The sequence below is a fragment of the Paroceanicella profunda genome (genome assembly GCF_005887635.2).
Lineage (GTDB): Bacteria > Pseudomonadota > Alphaproteobacteria > Rhodobacterales > Rhodobacteraceae > Paroceanicella > Paroceanicella profunda.
In genome coordinates this window covers 23166-42591 of record NZ_CP040823.1, presented here as the reverse complement: position 1 = coordinate 42591, position 19426 = coordinate 23166, and the positions used below count along the sequence as shown (strand labels likewise).

General features: G+C 61.4%; 23 protein-coding genes. 5 read left to right on the top strand and 18 right to left on the bottom strand.

Annotated elements, in window-relative coordinates; translation table 11 throughout:
* Positions 1–4 precede the first annotated feature (4 nt).
* The gene (locus FDP22_RS23540; RefSeq protein ID WP_138578436.1) at positions 5–2014 is read left to right on the top strand and encodes a type IV secretory system conjugative DNA transfer family protein; all 2010 of its coding nucleotides are present in this window, start codon (positions 5–7) and stop codon (positions 2012–2014) included.
* A 197-nt stretch (positions 2015–2211) separates the two neighbouring features.
* On the opposite strand, the gene FDP22_RS23535 is transcribed toward FDP22_RS23540, so the two are convergent.
* Complete coding sequence (locus FDP22_RS23535; protein WP_056037067.1) at positions 2212–3084, bottom strand: LysR family transcriptional regulator; 873 nt, start codon at positions 3082–3084, stop codon at positions 2212–2214.
* Between the two features lie 160 nt (positions 3085–3244).
* Here FDP22_RS23535 and FDP22_RS23530 point away from each other — a divergent pair, with 160 nt between their 5' ends.
* The gene (locus FDP22_RS23530; RefSeq protein WP_138578404.1) at positions 3245–3964 is read left to right on the top strand and encodes a hypothetical protein; all 720 of its coding nucleotides are present in this window, start codon (positions 3245–3247) and stop codon (positions 3962–3964) included.
* Positions 3965–4160: 196 nt separating this feature from the next.
* Here FDP22_RS23530 and FDP22_RS23525 read toward each other — a convergent pair whose 3' ends face one another.
* From FDP22_RS23525 to FDP22_RS23460, 15 genes are read right to left on the bottom strand one after another with little or no spacing between them, the layout of a single operon-like run.
* The gene (locus FDP22_RS23525) at positions 4161–5237 is read right to left on the bottom strand and encodes a TrbL/VirB6 family protein (RefSeq protein ID WP_056037075.1); all 1077 of its coding nucleotides are present in this window, start codon (positions 5235–5237) and stop codon (positions 4161–4163) included.
* Positions 5238–5249: 12 nt separating this feature from the next.
* Entirely contained in the window at positions 5250–5660 is a 411-nt protein-coding gene (locus FDP22_RS23520; RefSeq protein WP_138578402.1) for a hypothetical protein, read from the bottom strand.
* Positions 5657–5851 (bottom strand): DUF4177 domain-containing protein, encoded by a 195-nt coding sequence (locus FDP22_RS23515; protein WP_138578400.1) that lies wholly within the window; start codon positions 5849–5851, stop codon positions 5657–5659. The genes FDP22_RS23520 and FDP22_RS23515 overlap by 4 nt, the downstream gene beginning before the upstream one ends.
* Positions 5848–6834, bottom strand: coding sequence for an ATPase, T2SS/T4P/T4SS family (locus FDP22_RS23510; RefSeq protein WP_138578398.1), 987 nt, complete (start codon positions 6832–6834; stop codon positions 5848–5850). Before FDP22_RS23510 ends, FDP22_RS23515 begins: the two co-directional genes overlap by 4 nt.
* Positions 6835–6838: 4 nt before the next feature.
* Positions 6839–8218 carry a TraB/TrbI/VirB10 family type IV secretion system protein gene (locus tag FDP22_RS23505; protein ID WP_138578396.1) on the bottom strand — a complete coding sequence of 460 codons (1380 nt, stop codon included), beginning with the start codon at positions 8216–8218 and terminating at the stop codon, positions 6839–6841.
* Positions 8215–8910: a TrbG/VirB9 family P-type conjugative transfer protein gene (locus FDP22_RS23500; RefSeq protein ID WP_138578395.1), complete on the bottom strand. Its 696-nt coding sequence runs from the start codon at positions 8908–8910 to the stop codon at positions 8215–8217. The genes FDP22_RS23505 and FDP22_RS23500 overlap by 4 nt, the downstream gene beginning before the upstream one ends.
* Positions 8911–8912: 2 nt before the next feature.
* Complete coding sequence (locus tag FDP22_RS23495; RefSeq protein WP_138578393.1) at positions 8913–9566, bottom strand: VirB8 family type IV secretion system protein; 654 nt, start codon at positions 9564–9566, stop codon at positions 8913–8915.
* Between the two features lie 17 nt (positions 9567–9583).
* Positions 9584–10393, bottom strand: a complete 810-nt coding sequence (locus FDP22_RS23490) for a type IV secretion system protein (RefSeq protein ID WP_138578434.1) — start codon at positions 10391–10393, stop codon at positions 9584–9586.
* The gene (locus FDP22_RS23485) at positions 10393–11547 is read right to left on the bottom strand and encodes a lytic transglycosylase domain-containing protein (RefSeq protein ID WP_170317861.1); all 1155 of its coding nucleotides are present in this window, start codon (positions 11545–11547) and stop codon (positions 10393–10395) included. Before FDP22_RS23485 ends, FDP22_RS23490 begins: the two co-directional genes overlap by 1 nt.
* Positions 11537–11704 carry a hypothetical protein gene (locus FDP22_RS24675; RefSeq protein WP_170317860.1) on the bottom strand — a complete coding sequence of 56 codons (168 nt, stop codon included), beginning with the start codon at positions 11702–11704 and terminating at the stop codon, positions 11537–11539. Before FDP22_RS24675 ends, FDP22_RS23485 begins: the two co-directional genes overlap by 11 nt.
* Positions 11701–14076, bottom strand: a complete 2376-nt coding sequence (locus tag FDP22_RS23480) for a VirB4 family type IV secretion/conjugal transfer ATPase (RefSeq protein WP_138578391.1) — start codon at positions 14074–14076, stop codon at positions 11701–11703. Before FDP22_RS23480 ends, FDP22_RS24675 begins: the two co-directional genes overlap by 4 nt.
* Positions 14066–14344, bottom strand: coding sequence for a VirB3 family type IV secretion system protein (locus FDP22_RS23475; RefSeq protein ID WP_012187324.1), 279 nt, complete (start codon positions 14342–14344; stop codon positions 14066–14068). The genes FDP22_RS23480 and FDP22_RS23475 overlap by 11 nt, the downstream gene beginning before the upstream one ends.
* Complete coding sequence (locus FDP22_RS23470; RefSeq protein WP_009503803.1) at positions 14337–14630, bottom strand: TrbC/VirB2 family protein; 294 nt, start codon at positions 14628–14630, stop codon at positions 14337–14339. Before FDP22_RS23470 ends, FDP22_RS23475 begins: the two co-directional genes overlap by 8 nt.
* A complete protein-coding gene (locus FDP22_RS23465; RefSeq protein ID WP_138578389.1) occupies positions 14627–15247 on the bottom strand; it encodes a lytic transglycosylase domain-containing protein in 621 nt (206 codons plus the stop codon). Before FDP22_RS23465 ends, FDP22_RS23470 begins: the two co-directional genes overlap by 4 nt.
* A gap of 37 nt (positions 15248–15284) precedes the next feature.
* Positions 15285–15668: a hypothetical protein gene (locus FDP22_RS23460; RefSeq protein ID WP_138578387.1), complete on the bottom strand. Its 384-nt coding sequence runs from the start codon at positions 15666–15668 to the stop codon at positions 15285–15287.
* 210 nt (positions 15669–15878) lie between these two features.
* Here FDP22_RS23460 and FDP22_RS23455 point away from each other — a divergent pair, with 210 nt between their 5' ends.
* The 3 genes from FDP22_RS23455 (at position 15879) to FDP22_RS23445 (ending at position 16907) form a co-directional block, all read left to right on the top strand.
* Positions 15879–16130 (top strand): hypothetical protein, encoded by a 252-nt coding sequence (locus tag FDP22_RS23455; protein ID WP_076981275.1) that lies wholly within the window; start codon positions 15879–15881, stop codon positions 16128–16130.
* 124 nt (positions 16131–16254) lie between these two features.
* On the top strand, positions 16255–16512 hold the full coding sequence (locus tag FDP22_RS23450; protein WP_071974110.1) for a helix-turn-helix domain-containing protein: 258 nt from the start codon (positions 16255–16257) through the stop codon (positions 16510–16512).
* A 167-nt stretch (positions 16513–16679) separates the two neighbouring features.
* Positions 16680–16907, top strand: a complete 228-nt coding sequence (locus FDP22_RS23445) for a hypothetical protein (RefSeq protein WP_138578385.1) — start codon at positions 16680–16682, stop codon at positions 16905–16907.
* A gap of 120 nt (positions 16908–17027) precedes the next feature.
* Here the strand turns inward: FDP22_RS23445 and FDP22_RS25055 are convergent, their stop codons facing one another.
* Together FDP22_RS25055 and FDP22_RS23435 are read right to left on the bottom strand one after the other, a co-directional pair.
* Positions 17028–17783, bottom strand: a complete 756-nt coding sequence (locus tag FDP22_RS25055) for a hypothetical protein (protein WP_239032053.1) — start codon at positions 17781–17783, stop codon at positions 17028–17030.
* A 158-nt stretch (positions 17784–17941) separates the two neighbouring features.
* Positions 17942–19321 carry an ISNCY family transposase gene (locus FDP22_RS23435; RefSeq protein ID WP_239032052.1) on the bottom strand — a complete coding sequence of 460 codons (1380 nt, stop codon included), beginning with the start codon at positions 19319–19321 and terminating at the stop codon, positions 17942–17944.
* Positions 19322–19426 lie beyond the last annotated feature (105 nt).

Genomic DNA, 19426 nt, shown 5'->3' with positions numbered 1-19426 from the left:
GCCCATGGGAAAGGCGCGGATCGCGACCGGTGTCTTGTTGGTAACGCTGGTGACCGCCGCCATGGGCTATACCATCGCCTCGGCGGTGCTGACCTACCAGGATCTCGGCTTCGGGGCCGAGATCGACTTTGCCTATATCGCGCAGAACTATCTGGCGATCCTGGACCGCCGCCCGGAGGATGCGCAACTTATTCACCTGATCATCGGCAGCTTCGCCGCCGCCGGCCTGATGCTGAGCCTGGCGCTGTCGGGATCCGCCCTGACACGCTTTGGCCAGACCCATTGGCAGAGCGCGCGCGAGATGAAGGCCAATGGCTTCTTCGGGGCGCCAGGGACCGGGTTCATCCTCGGCAAGCTGGGGCCTCCGGGCTCCCGCGCAAAATACATTTGCTCCAAGGTTTTCCCGCATGCGCTGATCGTGGCCCCCACGGGCCGCGGCAAGACCACGGGCTTTGTCATTCCGAACCTGCTCACCTGGCAAGGCTCCGCCGTGACGCTCGATGTGAAGGGCGAGTGTTTCGAGGCCACGGCCCGGCACCGCGCAGCCCAAGGCGACAAGGTCTATCGCTTTGCCCCCACCGATTGGGAGGGCAAGCGCACGCATCGCTACAACCCGCTCCTGCGCATCTATCAACTGAAAGATCCCGCGCGCCAGCAGATGGAATTGCAGCTCCTGGCGACGCTCTTCCTGCAGAGTGACAACGACCGGGTGCAGGGGCTGCTCAAGGGCGGGATCGATCTCTTCGTGGCGGCAGGCCTGTTGGCCTTCCAGCGCAAGCGTCCGACCCTGGGCGAGATCTACCGCATCGCCGCCTCGGGCGGGAACAAGCAGAAGGAGTATTTCGCGCGGGGCCATGAGGTCGACAACAGGGCGGCCAAGCTGATCTTCACGCGGCTGGCCTCGACCAACAATGACACCCTGACCTCTTACGTCTCGCTCCTGATGACATCGGGGCTCGACCAATGGCAGAACCCGGCGATCGATGAGGCGACGTCCGTGTCGGACTTTGATTTCCGGACGATCCGCAAGAAACCCTTTTCGGTCTATCTCGTGGTCCAGCCGCTGATGGTGAAGCCGCTCGCGCCGCTGATCCGGCTGTTTTTCTCCGACCTGCTCTCGGCCATGCAGGAAAAGGACCCCGGGCCGGATGAGCCGTGGCCGGTGATGATCATGCTCGACGAGTTCAATCGCCTCGGCAAAATGCCCATCGTGGTCGAAAGCATCGAGACACTGCGCACCTATCGTGGTCACCTCGCCGTTGTCACCCAAACCATCCCCGCCCTCGATGAAATCTACGGCGAAAACACCCGCCGCGCCTTGCAGGGGAATGCGGGCGTGAAGCTCTACCTGACGCCTTCGGATGAAAAGACAGTCGAGGAACTGAGCAAGGCGGTTGGCAAGACCACGAAGACCGTCATCACGCGATCCCAGTCAATCGGCAAAAACCCCTTTGAAGGCCGCAGCCAATCCACGCGGACTGAAGAAAGCTCCTTGCTCCCTGAAGACGAGGCGCGCCGCCTGCCGCTCGATGAGATCGTCATGGTCATCGATGCCCAGATGCCGGTCCGGGCAAAGCGGATCCAATATTTTGACGATCGGCTGTTCAAGGCGATCCACGCGGCGCAGACGGGAGAGTTGCCGTTTCCCAAGCCGGGGGGAGGCAGGGCCCAAGGCACGCTGCCGCTGAGTGTGCGAGCCATGCCGATGACACCGCCTTCGACGGGTGGAGGACACGGAGCTGAAACTGACGTAGTTGTGGAGAGCGCACGCCAGGTTGCAGCCGGTCAACCGTCAGGCCAAGCCGACGCCGCTCCAAAGAAGACCGCGCCTGTCGTTCAAGCCGTCATCGCCGAGGAACAGCGCCAGATGGAGATGGATTTTGGCAGCGGCGTCGTGGATTCTGAAGCTGCGAGCGTAGCTGATGAGGCGCAGATGCGCTCTGCAGTCGATGGCTTGGACGAAATGGAAGCGATGCTGCGAGAGGAGGATGGTGAAAGGCTGGTTGCGCGATAGGGTGGCGGACATCGCCTGTTTGTCGGGGAGGGCGGACTGCTGCCGTTAGCTGGAGTCGCGAGCCAGACAGGCACGCCCCGCCAAAACAGACCTTCACCTATCGGTGGAACGGCAGGATATTCTGCGACGCCGCATGGCGGCACTGAGCCCAGAATCATTAATGCTGCGCGATGGGCAAATGTCGGTTACCGATCTCACTAAGTCGGCGTGCGCGCCATCTCACGGATCAGATCATTTGTTCCAGGTCTCATCGTTTGGTGCCGATATCGAAGGGCAAAAACAGTTCTTGATATTTCAAGGCCATCGATGGGTTTCGACACCAGGCCCATGTCTGATGGAATAGCGGTGGCTGGCAGGATCACCGCACCTGACCCTTGCCGCGCCAGCTCAACCAACCAATCCACGCGATTTGACCGATAGGCCGCGTAAAGTTCGTGATCATGATCCGCGCAGGTTCCATGCAAAGTATCCCGCATTTCGCAATTCAGTCGGTCAAGCATGTCAGTCTGAGCAAGCGTTGACAGAGAAATTGTATTTAGTTCAGACAACGGATGCGACTTTGACACCACGACCTTGTAGTCCTCTTCATAGAGGTGATCTATACGATAGAGGTCTTCACTGACCGTCTCTGCGGTGACGACAACGTCAAAGTCACCATCCCGCAACCCGGCAAGAAGCTCGTGGGATGATGCGACGATCAATTCGATTTCGGCTTGCGGCACGCGATTGCGCATACGCTCCATAGCTGCCGAAATTCTGTTGTGGCCAATCGTTTCGCCGACACCGACAGAGATTGGAACTCGCTCCAGGCGCATATGACGAACCGCCTCTGCCTTCGCCTGTCGCGTTTCATCGTGAGCCTTCCGCAATCGTGGCTGCATGAGTTTTCCCAGCGCCGTCAGCCTGCATCCCGCACGGTCCCTGACAAACAGCTCACCGCCAAGTTCGTCTTCGAGCTTCTTGATCGCCGTCGTCAAGGAAGGCTGGGAAACATTGGAGGCACTGGCGGCATGGGTGAAGTTTCGGTGCTCGCAAACAGCGAGAAAATACCTAATCTGGTTCATTTCCATCGCCGCAGTCTCCGTCACAGCTCAGTTTGCGCCATCTGAACAACTTCGATAGTCCGTGTCTATCAAAGAATAGCATTTCGGAATTGGTGTCTGACGCATCCGGCATGGGACAAGAAGGCGTCGAAACCAGACATGACGCATTTCTAATCAGGAGACGGCCATGAAAACGCAAATCCTTCAAACAGTCGCCGCAATGGTGCTGATCACAACTTCTGCAACTGCACAGGACAACCCAATGGAAAATCACACTGCCAGCTATATCGCCATGCCTGCCGCCGAAGGCCAGACCGAAGCCTTTGCGGAGTTTCTGGCGGGTGCCGCACCGATCGTGCGGGACACAGAGCCGGGCACCGTCCTCTGGTTTGCTCTGCAAGCCGATGAAACGCTCGCAATCTTTGACATATTCGCAGATGAAGCAGCGCGCGACGCTCACTTTGCGGGGGCGGTTGCCGCGGCTTTGAACCAAAACGCCGACGCGCTGGTTGACGGCGGATGGGATGACGGTGTCGTCGCGAATATCAACAACTCCGATGTCCTTTCGGTCAAGGCGCCGGTTGATCTCTCCACGGCAACGACCGCGACTTACATCAAGCTCGAAGCTGCACCGGGGAAAGGCCCCGAATTGGCCGCCTTGCTGACTGCCGCCGGCCCCATCGTCGCAGATACCGAACCCGAGACATTGTTCTGGGCGGCGCTGCAGATTGACGAGACCAATTTCGCCATATTCGACATCTTTGCCGACAACTCGGGCCGCGAAGCGCATTTTGCCGGACAGGTCGCCGGGCTGCTGAATGAAAGGGCTGCGGAATTGGTCGCAGGCGGATGGGACGACGGTGTGGTGGCTAACATCCACAATTTCGACATTCTCGCTGCCAAGTAATTTCGAGGTGTTTTAGCAAGAAGTGCCCGGTGCAACCCATCGGGCGCTTTGCTGTTTGAATAACCGCAGCGAACTGGCGCTTCGTCCCGCTGTGCCGTCCTTCATCCTACGAAAATGCTGCACGATGGACGAATGGCCGGTCTGGTGAAGCTGCGCTGCAACGCCCATGACCTTGGCGCGCGGCCGCTCTGGGCCGTCACCGTCGCCCAAGCCGTCCCAGTCTCGCCAGCTGCGCCAGCATTTTTGATCCCGAGTCTGCGGATCCTGTGCCGCCTCCGGAACCCGTCTGTCCCATGCCTTGCCGCACTGGCATTTGCTGTACGCCAAAGAACTGCCGCGCCCTGAGGGCTGCGTATTCTGCGCCACTGGCCCCGCCGATGAGGTAGCGATTGTAGGCCTGCTGGCTTCCCATGGCGGCGCGGGCAAAGCTGTAGCCGCCGCCGAGGCCACCGGAGAGGGCGGGCATCATGATGTTGCCGGAGATCGCGCGGACGATGAAGGGCGTGGCGATAATGAAGCCCTTGGCCATGAGCACCATCATGAAGAAGGGGATGAGCGCGCCGATGTTTGAGGCTCCTTCGGGATCGCCTAGTTCACCGATGAGCGCGGAGGAAACGCCTGTGATCGTTGCGAACACGCCTGCGACGACGATGGGGTATAGCGCAAAGGAGATCAGCGCGGACAGCCAGCGCGCGAAATAATCCTTGGTGACCTCGAAGAGGGTCAGGAAAATCATCACCGGGGCGATCCCGATCAGAAGCGCGATCATCAGTCGGGAGGCCACTAGGATGAAGGCGGCCAGTCCGCCGAGGATTGAAAGCAGGAGGACGCCGACAATGTCGAGCATGGCGCCAGCCATCCAGTTCAACTCGGACCCGGCAGCGTTCAGATAGTCGCCCAGCTCCGCGATCAGCCGGTCGAATTCCTCCGCGAAGGTGCCTGAAGGGCCCGGACTGCCGCCGCCGACCGAGGCCACCAGCGCGCCCGCGATACTGTCGATCCCATAGAGAATGGCTGACGAGAACGCGTTGAACTGCATCCAATTGGTCGCGAATATCCCGATGAGCCCGATCTTGACCGCGAGCCAGAAGGCCGTGTGCCCATCCATGGCCCGGTATTGATAGATCATGTTGATTCCGACGAGGATCACCACCAGCGTTGTCCCCAAAACCAGGAGCGTGCCGACCGTTGCCGCAACCGCACCAAACTGGGTCTCAGCGGCAGTGTCGAGATAGGCTTGGGAGGTTTCAACGAAGTAGGTGACGACACTCATCGCGGGGCTGCCTTACCAATTACCTGCGGCTTCGCAGATGGCCTTGGCGGCAGTTCGGGCGGCGTTGGCGCGGCGGTTGTAGGCGTCCGAGACTTGCAGCAGTTCCCATCGTTTGTTGTTCGCGTAGCTCTCCCGAAACACGGCCTCGGCCGCGTCCCAAGAGGGGAACCGGGTCGCGCAGTCGCAGTTGCCGATCTCGACGACCCACTCGAGATTCTGGGCGCGATAGATGTCCTGAACCAGAACCCGCTGATAGGCTTGGCGCAGGGGGATCTCCTGCATCCAGACGGGCTCGGCGGGCCGATCCGGACAGACGTCAAAGCTGCGATCGAGGGTTGGCACTAGGTTGCGCTCGGCAACGGCGAGGGTCGGCGTCAAGCTTAGGGCCAGCGCGGCCAAGGCGAGGCAACGCGCCCGCCTCATGTCGTGACTCCAGCGGGTGTGGTCTCACGCTTCAGGAAGACGGTGTGCCCGACATTGGCGAATTCCGAGGAGCTGATCGACACCACCTCCCAGCCGTCTGCGCCCTTCTCGTTCAGGCAGGTCTGCATGTCGGCAAGGCCGGTTTTGCGGGTCATGGGAAAGGACAGGATATCGTATTCAAAGGTCTTCATGGGGAAGTTCCAATCTCGGTTGCGCCGGGCAGGTAGAATTCGGTGATGCCGCGTTTGCCGTCATGGCGACCGGCCTGGATGATCACATCGATGGAATTTTCGATGTACTGGATCATGTCGGCATAGGTCATCGGGATTTCGGTCTTGAGTGCCGCGATCGCGAGCCGCTGCACGGCGAGTTGCGGGGTTTCGGCATGCAGTGTGGTCATGGACCCGCCATGGCCGGTGTTGATGGCTTCCAGAAAGGTCATGGCCTCCTTGCCGCGCACCTCGCCTAGGATGATCCGGTCGGGGCGCATGCGCAGCGTGGCGGTGAGAAGCACATCGGCGGTCTGGAATTCCGCGTCACGATTGGCGATGAGGGTCACGGCATTTGGCTGGGTCGGTAAAAGCTCGGCCGCTTCTTCGATGGTCACGATGCGTTCCTCGGCCGGTACGTGAGAGAGGATCTTGCGCGCGGCGACGGTCTTGCCGGTGGAGGTGCCACCCGAGACGATCATGTTGAGTTTGTTCTCGACGCAGAAGGCAAGCGCATCATCGATCAATCCGGCAGCCACCACGGCGCGCAAGGCGCGCTTCTTTTCCACGCGCAGGTCTTCGAGCTTGCGCTCTTTTCCGTAGAGGAAATCGAGCGCAATGCCCTCGAGTGGCAGGCTCGAGAAGAACCGCAGGCTGATCGACATGGCCGAGAGCACGGCGGGCGGGGTGATGACCTGCGCGCGGATCGGGCGCCCCTTGTAGGTGATCGAAACCGAGACGATGGGGCGGTCCTTGCTCATCGTGGTATTGGCCGATGAGGCGATCTGGTTGCCGAGGTCCCTGACCTGAACGCCGGTCAGCCTCTGGTCTAGCGCGCGCATGAAGTGATCGCCCTGGAATTCGCCCCAACAGGTCCCGTCGGGATTGATGCAGATCTCGATGACGTCGTCGCGAGCGGCGGCGTTGATCCGGTCGAGCGAGGTTTCGAGATAGCTCAGAGACATGGGCTCAGAATACCTCCAGATCGCGGTCGACCATGACCGTGACGCGGGCGCCCTGGTCGACATAGATGACGGGGCCGATGGAGAGGTAATCGCCTATGACGCTGTCCGTGGCATCTGCCAGATCATCGCCAACGTCTTCGAGAGCGTCGGCGGCAGTCTCATCCTGGACTTCGGAGGCGGCGGCACTGGGTGCTGCGGAGATCAGCGAGATCAGGGCGGCCGACCCGAAACGCTCGGCGAAGCGTGTGTCCACGAAGCCGGTGACGCCAGAACGGCCCAGTTCATCACCTCCGAAGGAGCTGATCTGGACGGTCTGGTTGTCGGGCAGGATGATCCGGTCCCAGGCGATCGTGACGCGGCGCTGCGCGATATCGACGCCAGCGCGGTAGCGCCCGACGAGACGGGATCCGCGGGGGATCAAGAGGCGCACGCCATCGACGCTGTAGACATCCTCGGACACCACGGCACGGGTCTGGCCGGGCAGGGAGCTGTCAAGGGCGGTTTCCATGACGGCCTGGATCATGGTGCCCTGTAGAATCGTGTTGGAGGGATTGGCGATCACCTCGGCCTGCGTCACCGTCGAGGGCAGCGCCCCGTTCAGCACGAAATCCGTCACCTCGCCAAAAGTGCGTTCGGTCAGAGCCGTTTCATTCGCTCCGGACGTGCCGCCAAACGCGATGGTGGGCGAGGCGATGCGCCGCTCCTGGAAGGCGCGTTCCTCCGCGGCGCGGCGCTCCAGATCGGCCATGCGCCGGGCTTCTTCCTCCCGGCGCAGTCGCTCTTGTTCGCGTGCGCGCAGCTCATCTTCCGTGGGGCCCGCTGGGGCAGGTTGGGGTCGGCTGGCCTCGAGTTGGGCCAGTTCCAGATCCATGCGGAGTTGCTCAAGGCTGCGATCCCGTGCCGTCAGTTCATCCTGAAATCGTTGCTGTGCGGCTTCAGAGGCGGCTTGCAGCGCAGCGATCTGGGCGGTCAGCGCGTCAATAGCCTCTGCGGCGGCGGTGTCTTCCTCGACGACCGGTTCGGGGGCGTTGCGCAATTCCTCGATCTGAGCCTGCAGCGCGGTGATCTGCGCCAGAAGCTCCGCGTTGGGCTCGACGGGGTCCGGTCCGACAAACACAACCTCGGGCTCGGGCGGGGGCAAGGTCTCGATAGCGCCAAAGCCGTCCCCCTCGTTTTGGAAGACGTCCGGAGTGGCCGTCGGCAAGGCTTCCTCTTCGTCGGGCTGTGAGAGGAGATAGAGCAGGGCACCACCTGCGCCGATGACGAGGACCACGATCAGCGCGAGAAGGGGCGACCGGCGCTGCGACGCCGTGGGGGCGCGGGCACTGCCTTTCTCAAGGGCGGCGAGGCGTTTTTCCAGCTCGGTGTTCTCTGTATCGCTCATGAGGTCACCTCCGCGGGCGGGATCGCCTCGATGCAGACCACCTCTTCGCCAAGTCGCAGGACCCATTGGCGGTTTACGCCGCTGACGCGGATCACACCGTCCTCAGGGGTTTGCGTGTTGACCGTGCGTTCACGGCCGCCCGCGTAGCGAAAGATCGCGGGCACAGGCGCGTTTCTTGGAAAAGCGAAATACGTGAACGTCCCGTCATCCCAGATGCGCGTTGGCGTGAACTCGGTCCGCGCGCTGGCGCCGTAGTTGTAGTTCGGCGCTTGGGCGGCGATGGCCCGGGTCGGGCGCGCATCGTCCTCCGGATAGCGGAACTGCACCACGTAGAAGGTTGGGCTGCGGACCTCCTCGACGTTGAAGTAGTAGCTCCGGCGGTTCGTATAGACTGTCACATTGGTATGCACCCCGCGCGCCACAGGCTTGATCGCGAAGGCCTGACCGCCCGGGACACCGTCGATCTCAAAGCCTTCCGTGTCGCCCGCGATGATCGAGCGGATGCTTTCGCCGATCCCGAACTCGATGGTGGTCACATGGGTGAGCGACACGCTGAGACGGTAGACCTGACCCTCCTGGTAGGTGGCCAAGCGCACCCGGCTGTCGTTGGGACCGCCACGCGGGATGGCTTCGGCAGAGGCGAGGCCGGGCAACAGGGCAATGACAAAAATAAGCGATCTTATAAACAACAACGTCAGTTCTCCAATCTGTCGGAGCGGATGGAATATTCGAGGACGGTGAAGCCGAATGGATTGGTCCAGACCTCGTCGATGGAGCGGCGGGTCTCCGGGCGGAACTCGAAGAGAAGCGTCGCAGTGAAGAGGCCGGTTTGGGTGCCGCGGATGGAGGTCAGACGCTTGCGCAGGCGCACCGTGGCGCGGTTGGTGCCGATCCGGTTGACGCTGAGAATTTCCACGTCGAGCCGGGCATTGGGGCCATAGACGGTCGGCGGGTAATTCTCGTTGGCGCTGTTCCAGATCTGGCGCAGCCCGCTCTCGGCGGCCCCGTCCGAGCGGCGCAGGACGCTGCGGATGCGCAGATCGTTGTCGAGCTGGTTGTAGACCTCCCGGTCGGTCACATAGCGGAACACCTCCGCCTCGATGATCGCCTGGTTGGCGGTGACGGATGTGGCCCCAACGGACGCCTCGGGCAGGGCAAAACCAGTAGCGGGATCATAGGGGACAACGACGGGGGGTGGGTCGACATCGAGGATCGCGACTGCTGCTGCGCTCAGACAGCCGATGATACCGAAGACAAGGCCTATCAGGCCAAGGCGTTGCCAGAGCCGTTCGCGGCGCAGCGCGCCATAGACCAGTTCTTCTTCGATGATTTCTTGTTCAGTCGCCACCCGTCATGCCCCCACGATCAGTCTGCCCGCAGCTCGGGCAGCGTGAAATCCATGAAGCGCTGCTCTTCGGCGATGGTGGCGGCATCGATCACGCCGCCGGTGCCATCGCCCACGGTTTGCACGGCTTCGAGCTGCCACATTGCCACGAGGGCGATGGCCAATTCAGCTGTCACGCGCGTGTTGAGATCGACGCTTTGCTTGAGCTCTTCCATGTCGTCGATGAGCCCGACAAGGCGGTCGACCCTCTCGAGCGATTGGCCGGCATCCTCATAGCTGTTCTGGGCCGCCGCCGAGACAAGGGCACCGGTGGTGGCCTGCGTCGCCACGCGGTTGGCCCCGGGATTGCCGCTCGTGGCCATTTCCGAAAGGGTGTCCTCGTCAAAGCCGAGGTCTGCCAGCACCCGGTCCATCTGGGTTTCGATTTCGCCTGCGCCGGAGCCCGAGAGGCCCGAGAAATCCCCAGTCTTGATCGCCTCAATCGTGGCGAGGATGTCCCCGAACTCCTGGTCGAGCAGACCGTTCAACTCGTCTTCCATTTCCGTCCGGATGATTTCGGGAAGCTCGGCAAGTCGGGTGAGCGCTTCATAGGTTCTTTGCAGCTCCGCGAGTTGATCCGTGAGTGTGGCAAGCTGTTCGCGGAGCTGCGTCAGCTGCTCGTTCTGCAAAATCTCGTCTTCGATCATCTGCCGGAGCTGCTGGATGTTCTGCGCGATATTCTGGGTATCGACGACCGGTACACCTTGTGCTGCGGCAGGGGGTAGGGCGCTGAACTGCAAGCCAACGCCAAATGTCGTGGCCAAAGCTGTCCTCAAGAGCAGATGTCCCATCATTCAATCTCCCTGATCGTAAAATCCATGAACGCGCCTTCGGCCATGCGGGCGCTGGCCTGGGCCAGCTCCTCGGCAGAAAGGACGCGGGTGCGTGCCGCCTGAAGCCGGATGCGTGCAGCGACGAGGCGCACGAGTTCGGCGCGGGCATAGGTGTTGAGTGCGATGCTTTCCTGCACGTCTTCAGTCTCGGAAATCCGTTCGACGATGTCGGAAATGCGCAGGGCGGCTTGGCGGATCGCGGCTGGTGAGTTGCTGCCATAAAAGGCCGCCCCATGACCCGTGAGCGAGAGGTTGGCATTGGCGAGAAGCGCCGGATCGATCGTGCCAAGCGCATCGATCCCGCCGATACGGCTCAGATAGAGATTGTAGCGCTCCGGGATAGCCTGGACGTAGGCTCTAGTCTCGCGGAAGGGTGGCACGCCGCCATACTCGAAGACCCGGCCGGGTCCGGCGTTATAGGCCGCAAGGGCGTTGATGATGTTGCCATCGAAGGTGTTGAGTTGTGTCGCGAGATAGCGTGCACCGCCATGCACCTGCAGGTAGGGGCTGTCATAGTATTCCGGATTGATGCCCAGATCGCTGGCGGTACCGGGCATGATCTGGGTGAGGCCAAAGGCGCCGACGGGTGAGCGGGCGCCAATCGTGAACCGGCTTTCCTGCCAGATGAGCGCCTGTAGGAGTGCGCGCCATTGGACCGGGGAGAGGCCCGCGCGGCCAACGCCGGCAAAGCCGCTGGTCTCCTGAGCCACGCGGATAATGAGCTGCTCGATGTTTTCCGCCGCATCCCCGAACATCTGCGCACCGCCGGGATTGGGATCAATGTCACCCGTGCCATAGACCGCCTCGACAGAGCGGGCTGGATCGCCACTGCCGCTTTCCAGGCCCGAGACCATCGCCGGCAGTCCTTGACCCCCGAAGCTGGTTTGGGCATCGAGGATGCGTTGCAGGGTTTCCAGCTGCTCCCGTTCGATCTCGGCGATGAGTTCGCGCACGGCAAGCTTGTCGGCCTGAACAGCCAAGTCTGCCTCGCGATCGCCGGTCTCGACGATGTCACGCGCGGTCAGCCCACTGTCATTGGTCGGCACGCCTTGAGACAAGGCGAGACCGGGCAGCAGGCAAAACGCCAGGATATGAGGCAGGCTAGACTTCAATGTCGCCCTCCGGGGTGCCAAGGGGCGTGAAGTCACAATCAGGCGCGACAGGTGCTGTGGACGCAAGGAATGTGAAGCAGTTCGCCTGCGGCTCCCGGTACTGGGTGCAGGAGGCCAGTGCGCCGAGCGCAGCCAAAGCGACAAGAATACGGATCATGAAAGCCTCCAAAAATCTGGGCGGTCGCGGTAATCGGAGCCGACAAGCGCTTCGCCCTTTTCCATGCCGCCAAGGATGGTGAGATTGGGTCCAAGCGCGCTCAGATCGGCATCGACGACGATCGAGCCCTGATCGTCGCGGATCAGCGCCAAGCGGCTGTTGCTGCCCGTGTTGAGAAGGACGTCGAGCTCCTTCTCCGTGAGGTTCAGCATGGCGTAATCCGCAGGCTGCGCGCGGATATTGGGCAGCAGGATCTGCGTCGGAACGGCTTCGACGATGGTCTTGCCGGTCCGGGTGCGCTCAAGCTGGCTGGCATATTGCGTCATCATCACCGCGACGGTGTTCTGCTTGCGCGCAGTCACGAGCCAGTTCGACAACCGTTCGGCGAAATATGCGTTGTCGAGCGCCTTCCAGGCCTCGTCGATCACGATGATGGTGGGGCGGCGGTCCTCGATCTCGCGCTCGACCCGGCGGAAAAGATAGGACAGGACCGCCATCCGTTCCTTGTCGGCCTCGCTGTCGAGAATGCCGGTCAGATCGAAGCCCACGACATCGCCCTTGAGCGAGAACGTGTCCTCGAGGCTCTGCCCGAAGATCCAGCCGTAGCGGCCGTCTTCGGTCCACTCGAGCAGGCGCTGGTGCAGATCGCCGCCATCATCGGTGGACACAAAAAGCGATGCGAAATCCCGCCAGTTCCGCAGGGCCGGGTTTGTGGCCTGCGCGTTCTGGCGCACGACTTCCTGGATGCGGTTGGTCTGCGCCGGGGTCAGGGGCTTGTCGGCGCGGTAGAGCAGGGTTGTGAGCCAATCCGAGAGCCAGGCGGTGCCGCGCGCATCGGTCTCTGTCCAGAGCGGGTTGAGACCCGTGGGCTGGCCGGCGTTCAGGGAGGCGTAGCGCCCGCCATTGGCGCGCACCGCCATCTCCATGCCAAGACGGTAATCGAAGACGAAGATCCGCGCCCCTGCGCGACGGGCCTGGGTCATCAGAAAGGCTGACAGCACCGATTTGCCGGACCCGGGCCGCCCCATGATCAGGGTATGGCCGCTGGTCGGTTCTTTGTCGGGCGATCCCTGCTCGTGATAGGAAAACCGGTAGGCGCTCTGCTCCGGCGTGGGCAAATATGTCACGACCCGGCCCCAGGGGGTAAGTGCTGCAGGTTTGCCGAGCTGTGTCCGGTGGAAGGCCGCAAAATCCGCGAAGTTGCGGTTGGTGACGGCGCTGGCGCGGACGCGCTTGGGCTGGTTGCCGGGATGCTGGCTGAGGTAATGGGCCTTTGCGGCGACCCGCTCGCCGATCATCTTCACGCCTTCGGTTGCGGCGGCGTTCACGATCTCCGCGCTGAGGGTCTGCAGCTCTTCGAGCGTTTCGCAGAAGAGCGTCACGACCATGTGATGCTCGCCGAAGCTTTGGCGCTTGGCCTCGAGATCATCGGCGGCGATGTCGAGGGCTTCCAGGAGGGAGAGGGCCGCATCCTGGCTGGCCTGCATCTGGCGCTTTTGCCGCTTGATGCGGCCCGCCATGAGGTTCGAATTGATCGGCGTGAAGGAGTGCGTCACGATCATGTCGACCGGCAGGTTCAGCATGTCGAACATGGTGCAGGAGGTGCCTTCCGAGTATTCTCCGATGGTGAAGCTCTTGCCGTAGCGGTGGCCCACGACGCCCTCGGAAAGCTCGAAATGGTCTCCGTGAAACGTCACGCGGGTATTGGCGACGTTGACGGACAAAAAGCCGTAGGTGTTTGCAGGGTAGAGCGGCAGCTCGGTGCCCGTGTTGAGCGCGCCCAAAAATCCCACCAACTCTCCCGATCCGGCTGACAGCAGGCGTGGCTTGAGCTCGGTAAGCCCCGAGAGGAAGACGTTCACGGCCTCGCCCAGTCGCTGCAGGCGTTTGCGGGTCTCTTCTCTCAGGCGGTCCGGCGCGCTGCGGCTGAGGAACGGCAGGAGGCTTTTCGGGGGCGGGCGGTGAATGACGGTGAGCGTCAGGGTCTTGTCGCGCAGCCCGCTGGTCTCGAGTTTCGCGCGCCAGCGGCGGTCGACCTCTCCCGCGAAGCTGTCCTCACGGATCGGGTCGAGATCCGGTGTGATGGCCTTGGAGACCTTGTGGACGTAATAGCTGAATTCCGGCCCGAGCTGCGCGACGATGCGGGCAAAGAGCGCCGTCACCTTGTCGAGATAGGCATCGTCCGTCGTGTAGCTGTTGATCCCCTCGAGCCGGATGCAGCGGAAGAGCTCGTTGACCCGGGTCCGCACGGTCTGGTCATCGACGAGGCTGACATAGGGCAGCATATGCGCAAGGCGGGTCTCGCGCGCATACCAGTCCGGCGTCATCGTGCGGGCATCGAGCGCAGCATCACGGGCGTCATCACGGGGCATAGCTGTCCCCGCCATGAATGGACCTATTACGCGTGGGCGGTGTCTCCTGCAGGGCCGTCATCATCACGTCGATGAAACGCGGGTCCCAATCTGCGGCCTTCCACAGCACCGGATAAAGAAGGGCGGCGACACCCAATACCGCGATGTGCTGGACCCAGACGAACAAGAGCACCGAACCGAAGAGCCAGACCATCGCGTACATGATGGGCAGGCCCAGAAGCTTCGGCGGGCGCACGAGGCCGAGAAAGAGAGGCGCGCGCTCAGCCACCGGCAAAGACCGCGGCAACGATGGTGGGGGCGGCGGCAACACCAGCGATGCCCACGAGGACCCAGAGGGCTTGGCGCAGATCGATGATGTTGAAGAACCAGCTGAGAAAGACCCCGAGAACGGCAAGCGTCGCGATGACAACGCCAAGTGGGCCGGTCAGCGCATCGACAATGCCCTGCAACAAGCTTTGGATCGGGGAGAGATCAATGCTCTGGGCGAGGGCGGGTTCGGCAATCAGCAGGAATAGCGCCAGCGAGGCGACAAAGAGGTTTGAAATCTGTTTCATGAATTCGATCCTTCCAATCGGGCCACGACAGCCATGACGCGGGCCACGTGGTTCTGGGTTTCCGGGTAGGGGGGGATGCCACCGTATTGGCGCACAGCGTCCGGCCCCGCGTTGTAGGCCGCCAGCGCCAGATGCTGATCGCCGAAGCGCTCCAGCATCATCGCGAGGTAGCGGGCAGAGCCGTCGAGGTTCTGTTGGGGGTCACTCGGGTCGACGCCAAGCTCCTCTGCGGTCCCGGGCATGAGCTGTCCGAGACCAATCGCCCCTGCGGTCGAGACAGCCTCCTGCCGGTAGGCACTTTCAACCTCGATGTTTGCCCGGTAGAGACTGAGCCAGTCAGTGACGGAAAGCGCGGCGCGGCGCAGACCGGGATGGCTGGCATAGCGCAGCCCCGTCGCTTCGATCGCCGCCAGCACCTCGGGGCTTGGCCGGGCGGGGGAGCGTTTGAACCCTGCAGACTGATCAGTGTCAGGACCTCCCGAAGCATCCCCTGTCCCAAGGATCGCCAAGGCCCGGGTTCCCGGACCCATGGCAATCCCATCCTGGTAATGGCGCGCGAAGCTGTCTTGTGAGCGGGACGGGGTAAGAGAGCCGTCGCTCTCCATCACCAGCACCATCTGCGCCGTGGCCGGTGTGGCCAGCAGCCAGAGGAGGTTAGCTGTCAGCGCTCTTGTCTGACGGGGTCTTGGTCGAGGCAGTTTTGTCGGCTGGGGAGAGCTTGTGGCTCCGGCTTGTGCCTGCGACGAGGGGTAGGTCGACATGCGCAAAGCCGAGACCCAGAAAGAAAGACACCACGCCGGAGACGGTCTTGAACTCGCGGATCTTGATGTCGTTGTAGGTCGTTCGGGTGCGGGCAGTGACGAGAAGCTTTTCGACACCCTCGTCCGACACGACGCGCATGATCCAGACCCCGTAATAGCTGGGGCCCTTCTTGTGTGCTGACTCCTGGCACAGGATTTCTGCGCTATAGCCGCTTTCCACGAGCTCGCGGAACCTGGCTTCCGTAACCACATTTGGTGCTTCGATGTCCCAGTTCATGGCCCGGCTCACGCTTTCTCCAATGGCGCGACCCTAGGCATTCCCACTTGAAGCCCAGAGTTACGATAGTATACTATCAACCGCAAGATGTAATATCGTGCTTTAGCTGTAGTTTGGTTGCGCAAACACTAGTCACGGCCAGTGTCTGCGATCAAGGAGATAACAGGTTTGAGAAACCCAAGGTTGACATGCCTACTCCAATTGCAAGCTATAGTCCTTCTAATCTGCGTTCCCGGGCCGGTTTTGGCGGAATCCTGCTTCGCCCCGGCCCGTCCTTTCCTGCCAAGCGATTCGCAGGCGGCGCGGGACTATGCGGACATCATCCGTGGCGATTTCGAAGACTACATCCAGGATATCCAGAGCTACTTCCGTTGCCTCGACAGCGAACGCGCCCGCGCTTTCGAGGAAGCGCGCGAAGTCAGCGAGGACTATGGCCGATTTCTGCAATTGGTAGGGGATTGATGGGCAGCCTCGGGAGCATCAGACTTGCAGCCCATGGAAACCAGACGCCGATAACACCCTCAAATATCTACTTTTTAGATAACAGATTTCATCCGCTAGCGACGTCACAAAAGGTATGTGACGCGTGGCAAAAACAATCAGAAGCACGGGACAGATGGCACTCTGCCAAGCATTGGTCGACGCCCGCATCAAGGCGGGCCTCGGTCAGGAGGACTTGGCGATCAAGCTCAAGTGCCATCAATCCCTCGTGGCGCGAATTGAAAGCGGCCAGCGCCGGGTCGACGTCGTCGAACTGGTCGTTCTCGCCCGCGCCATCGGCTTTGACCCCTTCAAGGTTCTGGCGATCGTCGACGCCGCCACGGAGCCCGACCACAGAATTTGAAAGCAAAGAAATTTTCAAACGTACCGAATTGGACGTCCCCATGTGAATTGAGCTCCTCCAGGAAGAGTAGTCATCCAACATCCACTAAGTACGGCATGCGATCCGAGCGCGCACTCAATGACACGATGCCGTAACTGCAGCGCCAATGTGCAGGAAGTTAGTAATCAGTGAACGATGATAAAGGTGAGGGCGTCGCGATCGCCAATCTGTTCGGGACCGATGAGTGCAGCGTTGTTGGTTGGGTTTATCGCTGGGGTACGGGCGCGCATGCGGTGATGTGGGACGTCCATGGGCCCCAGCAGGTATCGAAAATCCGGCCGGATATAAGTGAAGAACAGAAGCAAGAAATCGACTTCGATGCGCTCATGCGGATCGGAAGAGACGAGGGCGGGTGAGAAGGGCAACCCTGCGGCGTTTGCCGAAATGCCAAACTGCACTTCGACGACGAGGCGCGCGAGGTGGCACTGCACATGTCCGCGAAACCAGTCTTAAAGTCCGAGCCATTTTGCGTGAGATCAGTAGTTCACCTGTTCAAAACCGTAGTTGCCCTCGTAGTCACGCCAGTCGACGAAGACGGATCGATGATAGATACTGGGGCAATTCTGGCCCCATCGTTCGAGACCGGCATGGGCGGCTGGTAGGGCGGTTATGGAGGACCTCTGCCAAGCGAAGTCACCCTGCGTTCCATATGTGCCGAGGACCACGGTGGCGCTACGGTTGCAGTCGCCGTCACGTCCGGATTCGTGCTGTCGTGCATACCGGACATCAAAGACCCGGATGGATCGCACGAAGTTGAACTCAGGTCCGCTGATATCGATGTCCGCGCGATCTTGAATGAGCCGGAGGGTCCGGTCGGTGGGAACAAGGTAATCTGGGGCGTCTGGAGTGCGCCAAGCGGCCTCTATTGGCTCATTAAGGCCGGCTAAGTCATGCGCAGCGAATGATTGGCGCGGTCTTGCGCTATTGGTTTGGAAGAATGCTTCAAAGATGCGGTCTGTATTGTTTGATGCTGGAGAGGTCTCATAGGACGCGCCCATGGGACAGCGCCAGATTTGTAGCGGCGGTTCCACCGGCCAAGGCGTAATTCGCCGGATGAATTCGGCGCGGGCTCGGGCGCAAGGGACGGAAGCAGGCCAGCCGCCAGACAGGCACAAGAGGATTGCGCAATCGATCGGGTATGTCTGCGCGCGGGCGGGTAACGGCAGCAAAGAACTTGTCACAGTCAAAGCGACTGCGACCGACGGGAGGAGCTTCTTAAATGGATGACGCATGCTGAGGACCCTCTGTGACTAGGCTCAGCATATCTACGATAATATACTATCGCAACAATTAGTGCATGTTGCAACCAAGTAGAAATGTCACCCGGTCTGCAAAGTAGAAATGTCCCACCTGGGCACAGAGGGGAGCAAAGCCTGACAGGGCGGAGACCTCAGATATCGCAGCCCTGGCCGGCTTTGCGGGCCTCCCGCTCGGCGCGTTTTCTTTCGTAGTAGGGTTCCATCAACGAGGGCCGTCCCGTGGGCTTCCGGCCGGTTGGCTCGTAGCGGGTACGCTGCTTTCCCGCCCGGCGTTTCTTGGGTGGGGCCTTGTCCTGTTCGGCCTTGATGTATTCCAGCACGGCGCTCAGGTTCTTGTTCTCGGTGATCGCCGCATGCGTGACGCGCTGGTCCTTGTCGAAGACGGAGTAGGGGAGCGAGACACCTTTCCAGCGGAACTCCAGCCGACCGTCCGGGAACTCGAAGCTGTCGACATACTTTCCGGGCAGCCCGCGCGTGATCTCATTCTCTTGCAGGATGATCAGCAGCCGCGCGTAGGAAAAGGCCAACTGGTTGCCAACATACCGCTCGTCGCGGAAGCACAGAATCTCCGCCAAGCGATCCGGCTCCACATTCAGCGCGCGATGCAGATCGTCCGGGCGGCGCGGGGCCTTGGCGAACCTGGCGTTGTAGCGTTCCATAAAATCCGGAAGGAACGCGTTGGCATCCTCCATATCGGAAATGCCCGCCAGTCGTAGTTCCTTGACCAACCGGTCCTGCAGCGTCCGGTTCGCGCGTTCGACACGGCCCTTGGCTTGGCTGCTGTTCGCGCAGAGGATCTCGATGCTCAGCTCGTTCAACGCCCGGCCAAACTGGGTCATACCGTGCCCGGACTGCGCACCTTGCTGGGCCACACGGAACACCGTGTGCTTGTCGGAGTAGAAAGCGACGGGGCGGCCATGCGCTTCCAGGTATCGCTCCAGCGCGCCGAAGTAGCTGAACGTGCTCTCAGACTTCACGAACTGCAGATGCATGAGTGTGCTGGTGGCATCGTCGATGAAGACCAGCAGGGTGCAGGCCGGGCCGCGATCCTCGAACCAATGATGATCCGACCCGTCGATCTGGATCAGCTCGCCGTAGCATTCCCGGCGCAGACGTGGCTGGTGGAACGTCCGGCGTTGCTTGCGTGAGAGCCACAGTCCAGCGTCCTGCATCCATTTGCGCAGCGTCTCGCGTGACACTTTCAGCCCGTGATCTTCCGCAAGCTTCTTCGACGCAAAGGTCGGGCCAAAGTCGATGTAGGTCTCTCGCACCAGTGTCACCGCAAAATCCCGAACCGCCGGATCGGTCCGGTTGTTCGAGGCCCGGCCGCGCGCCTTGTGCCGGATCGCTGCCGGACCCTCGGACTGAAACGCCCTCAGCAACCTGTGGACCTGCCTGCGGCTCAATCCGAGCAGGTTGGCGGCCGTCACAGCCGTCATCCGGCCTTGGGTCACCTGGCTCAGTACTTCTATGCGGTTCAGCTCGCGCTCGCTCATGATCAACATTCCCACGGACACACTCCAATCCTGCTTGATCAACAGGGAAGTGTGACATTTCTACTTTGCAGATGTGGGACATTTTAACTTTGCGCGTACAGTGCATACACGCGTATTGTT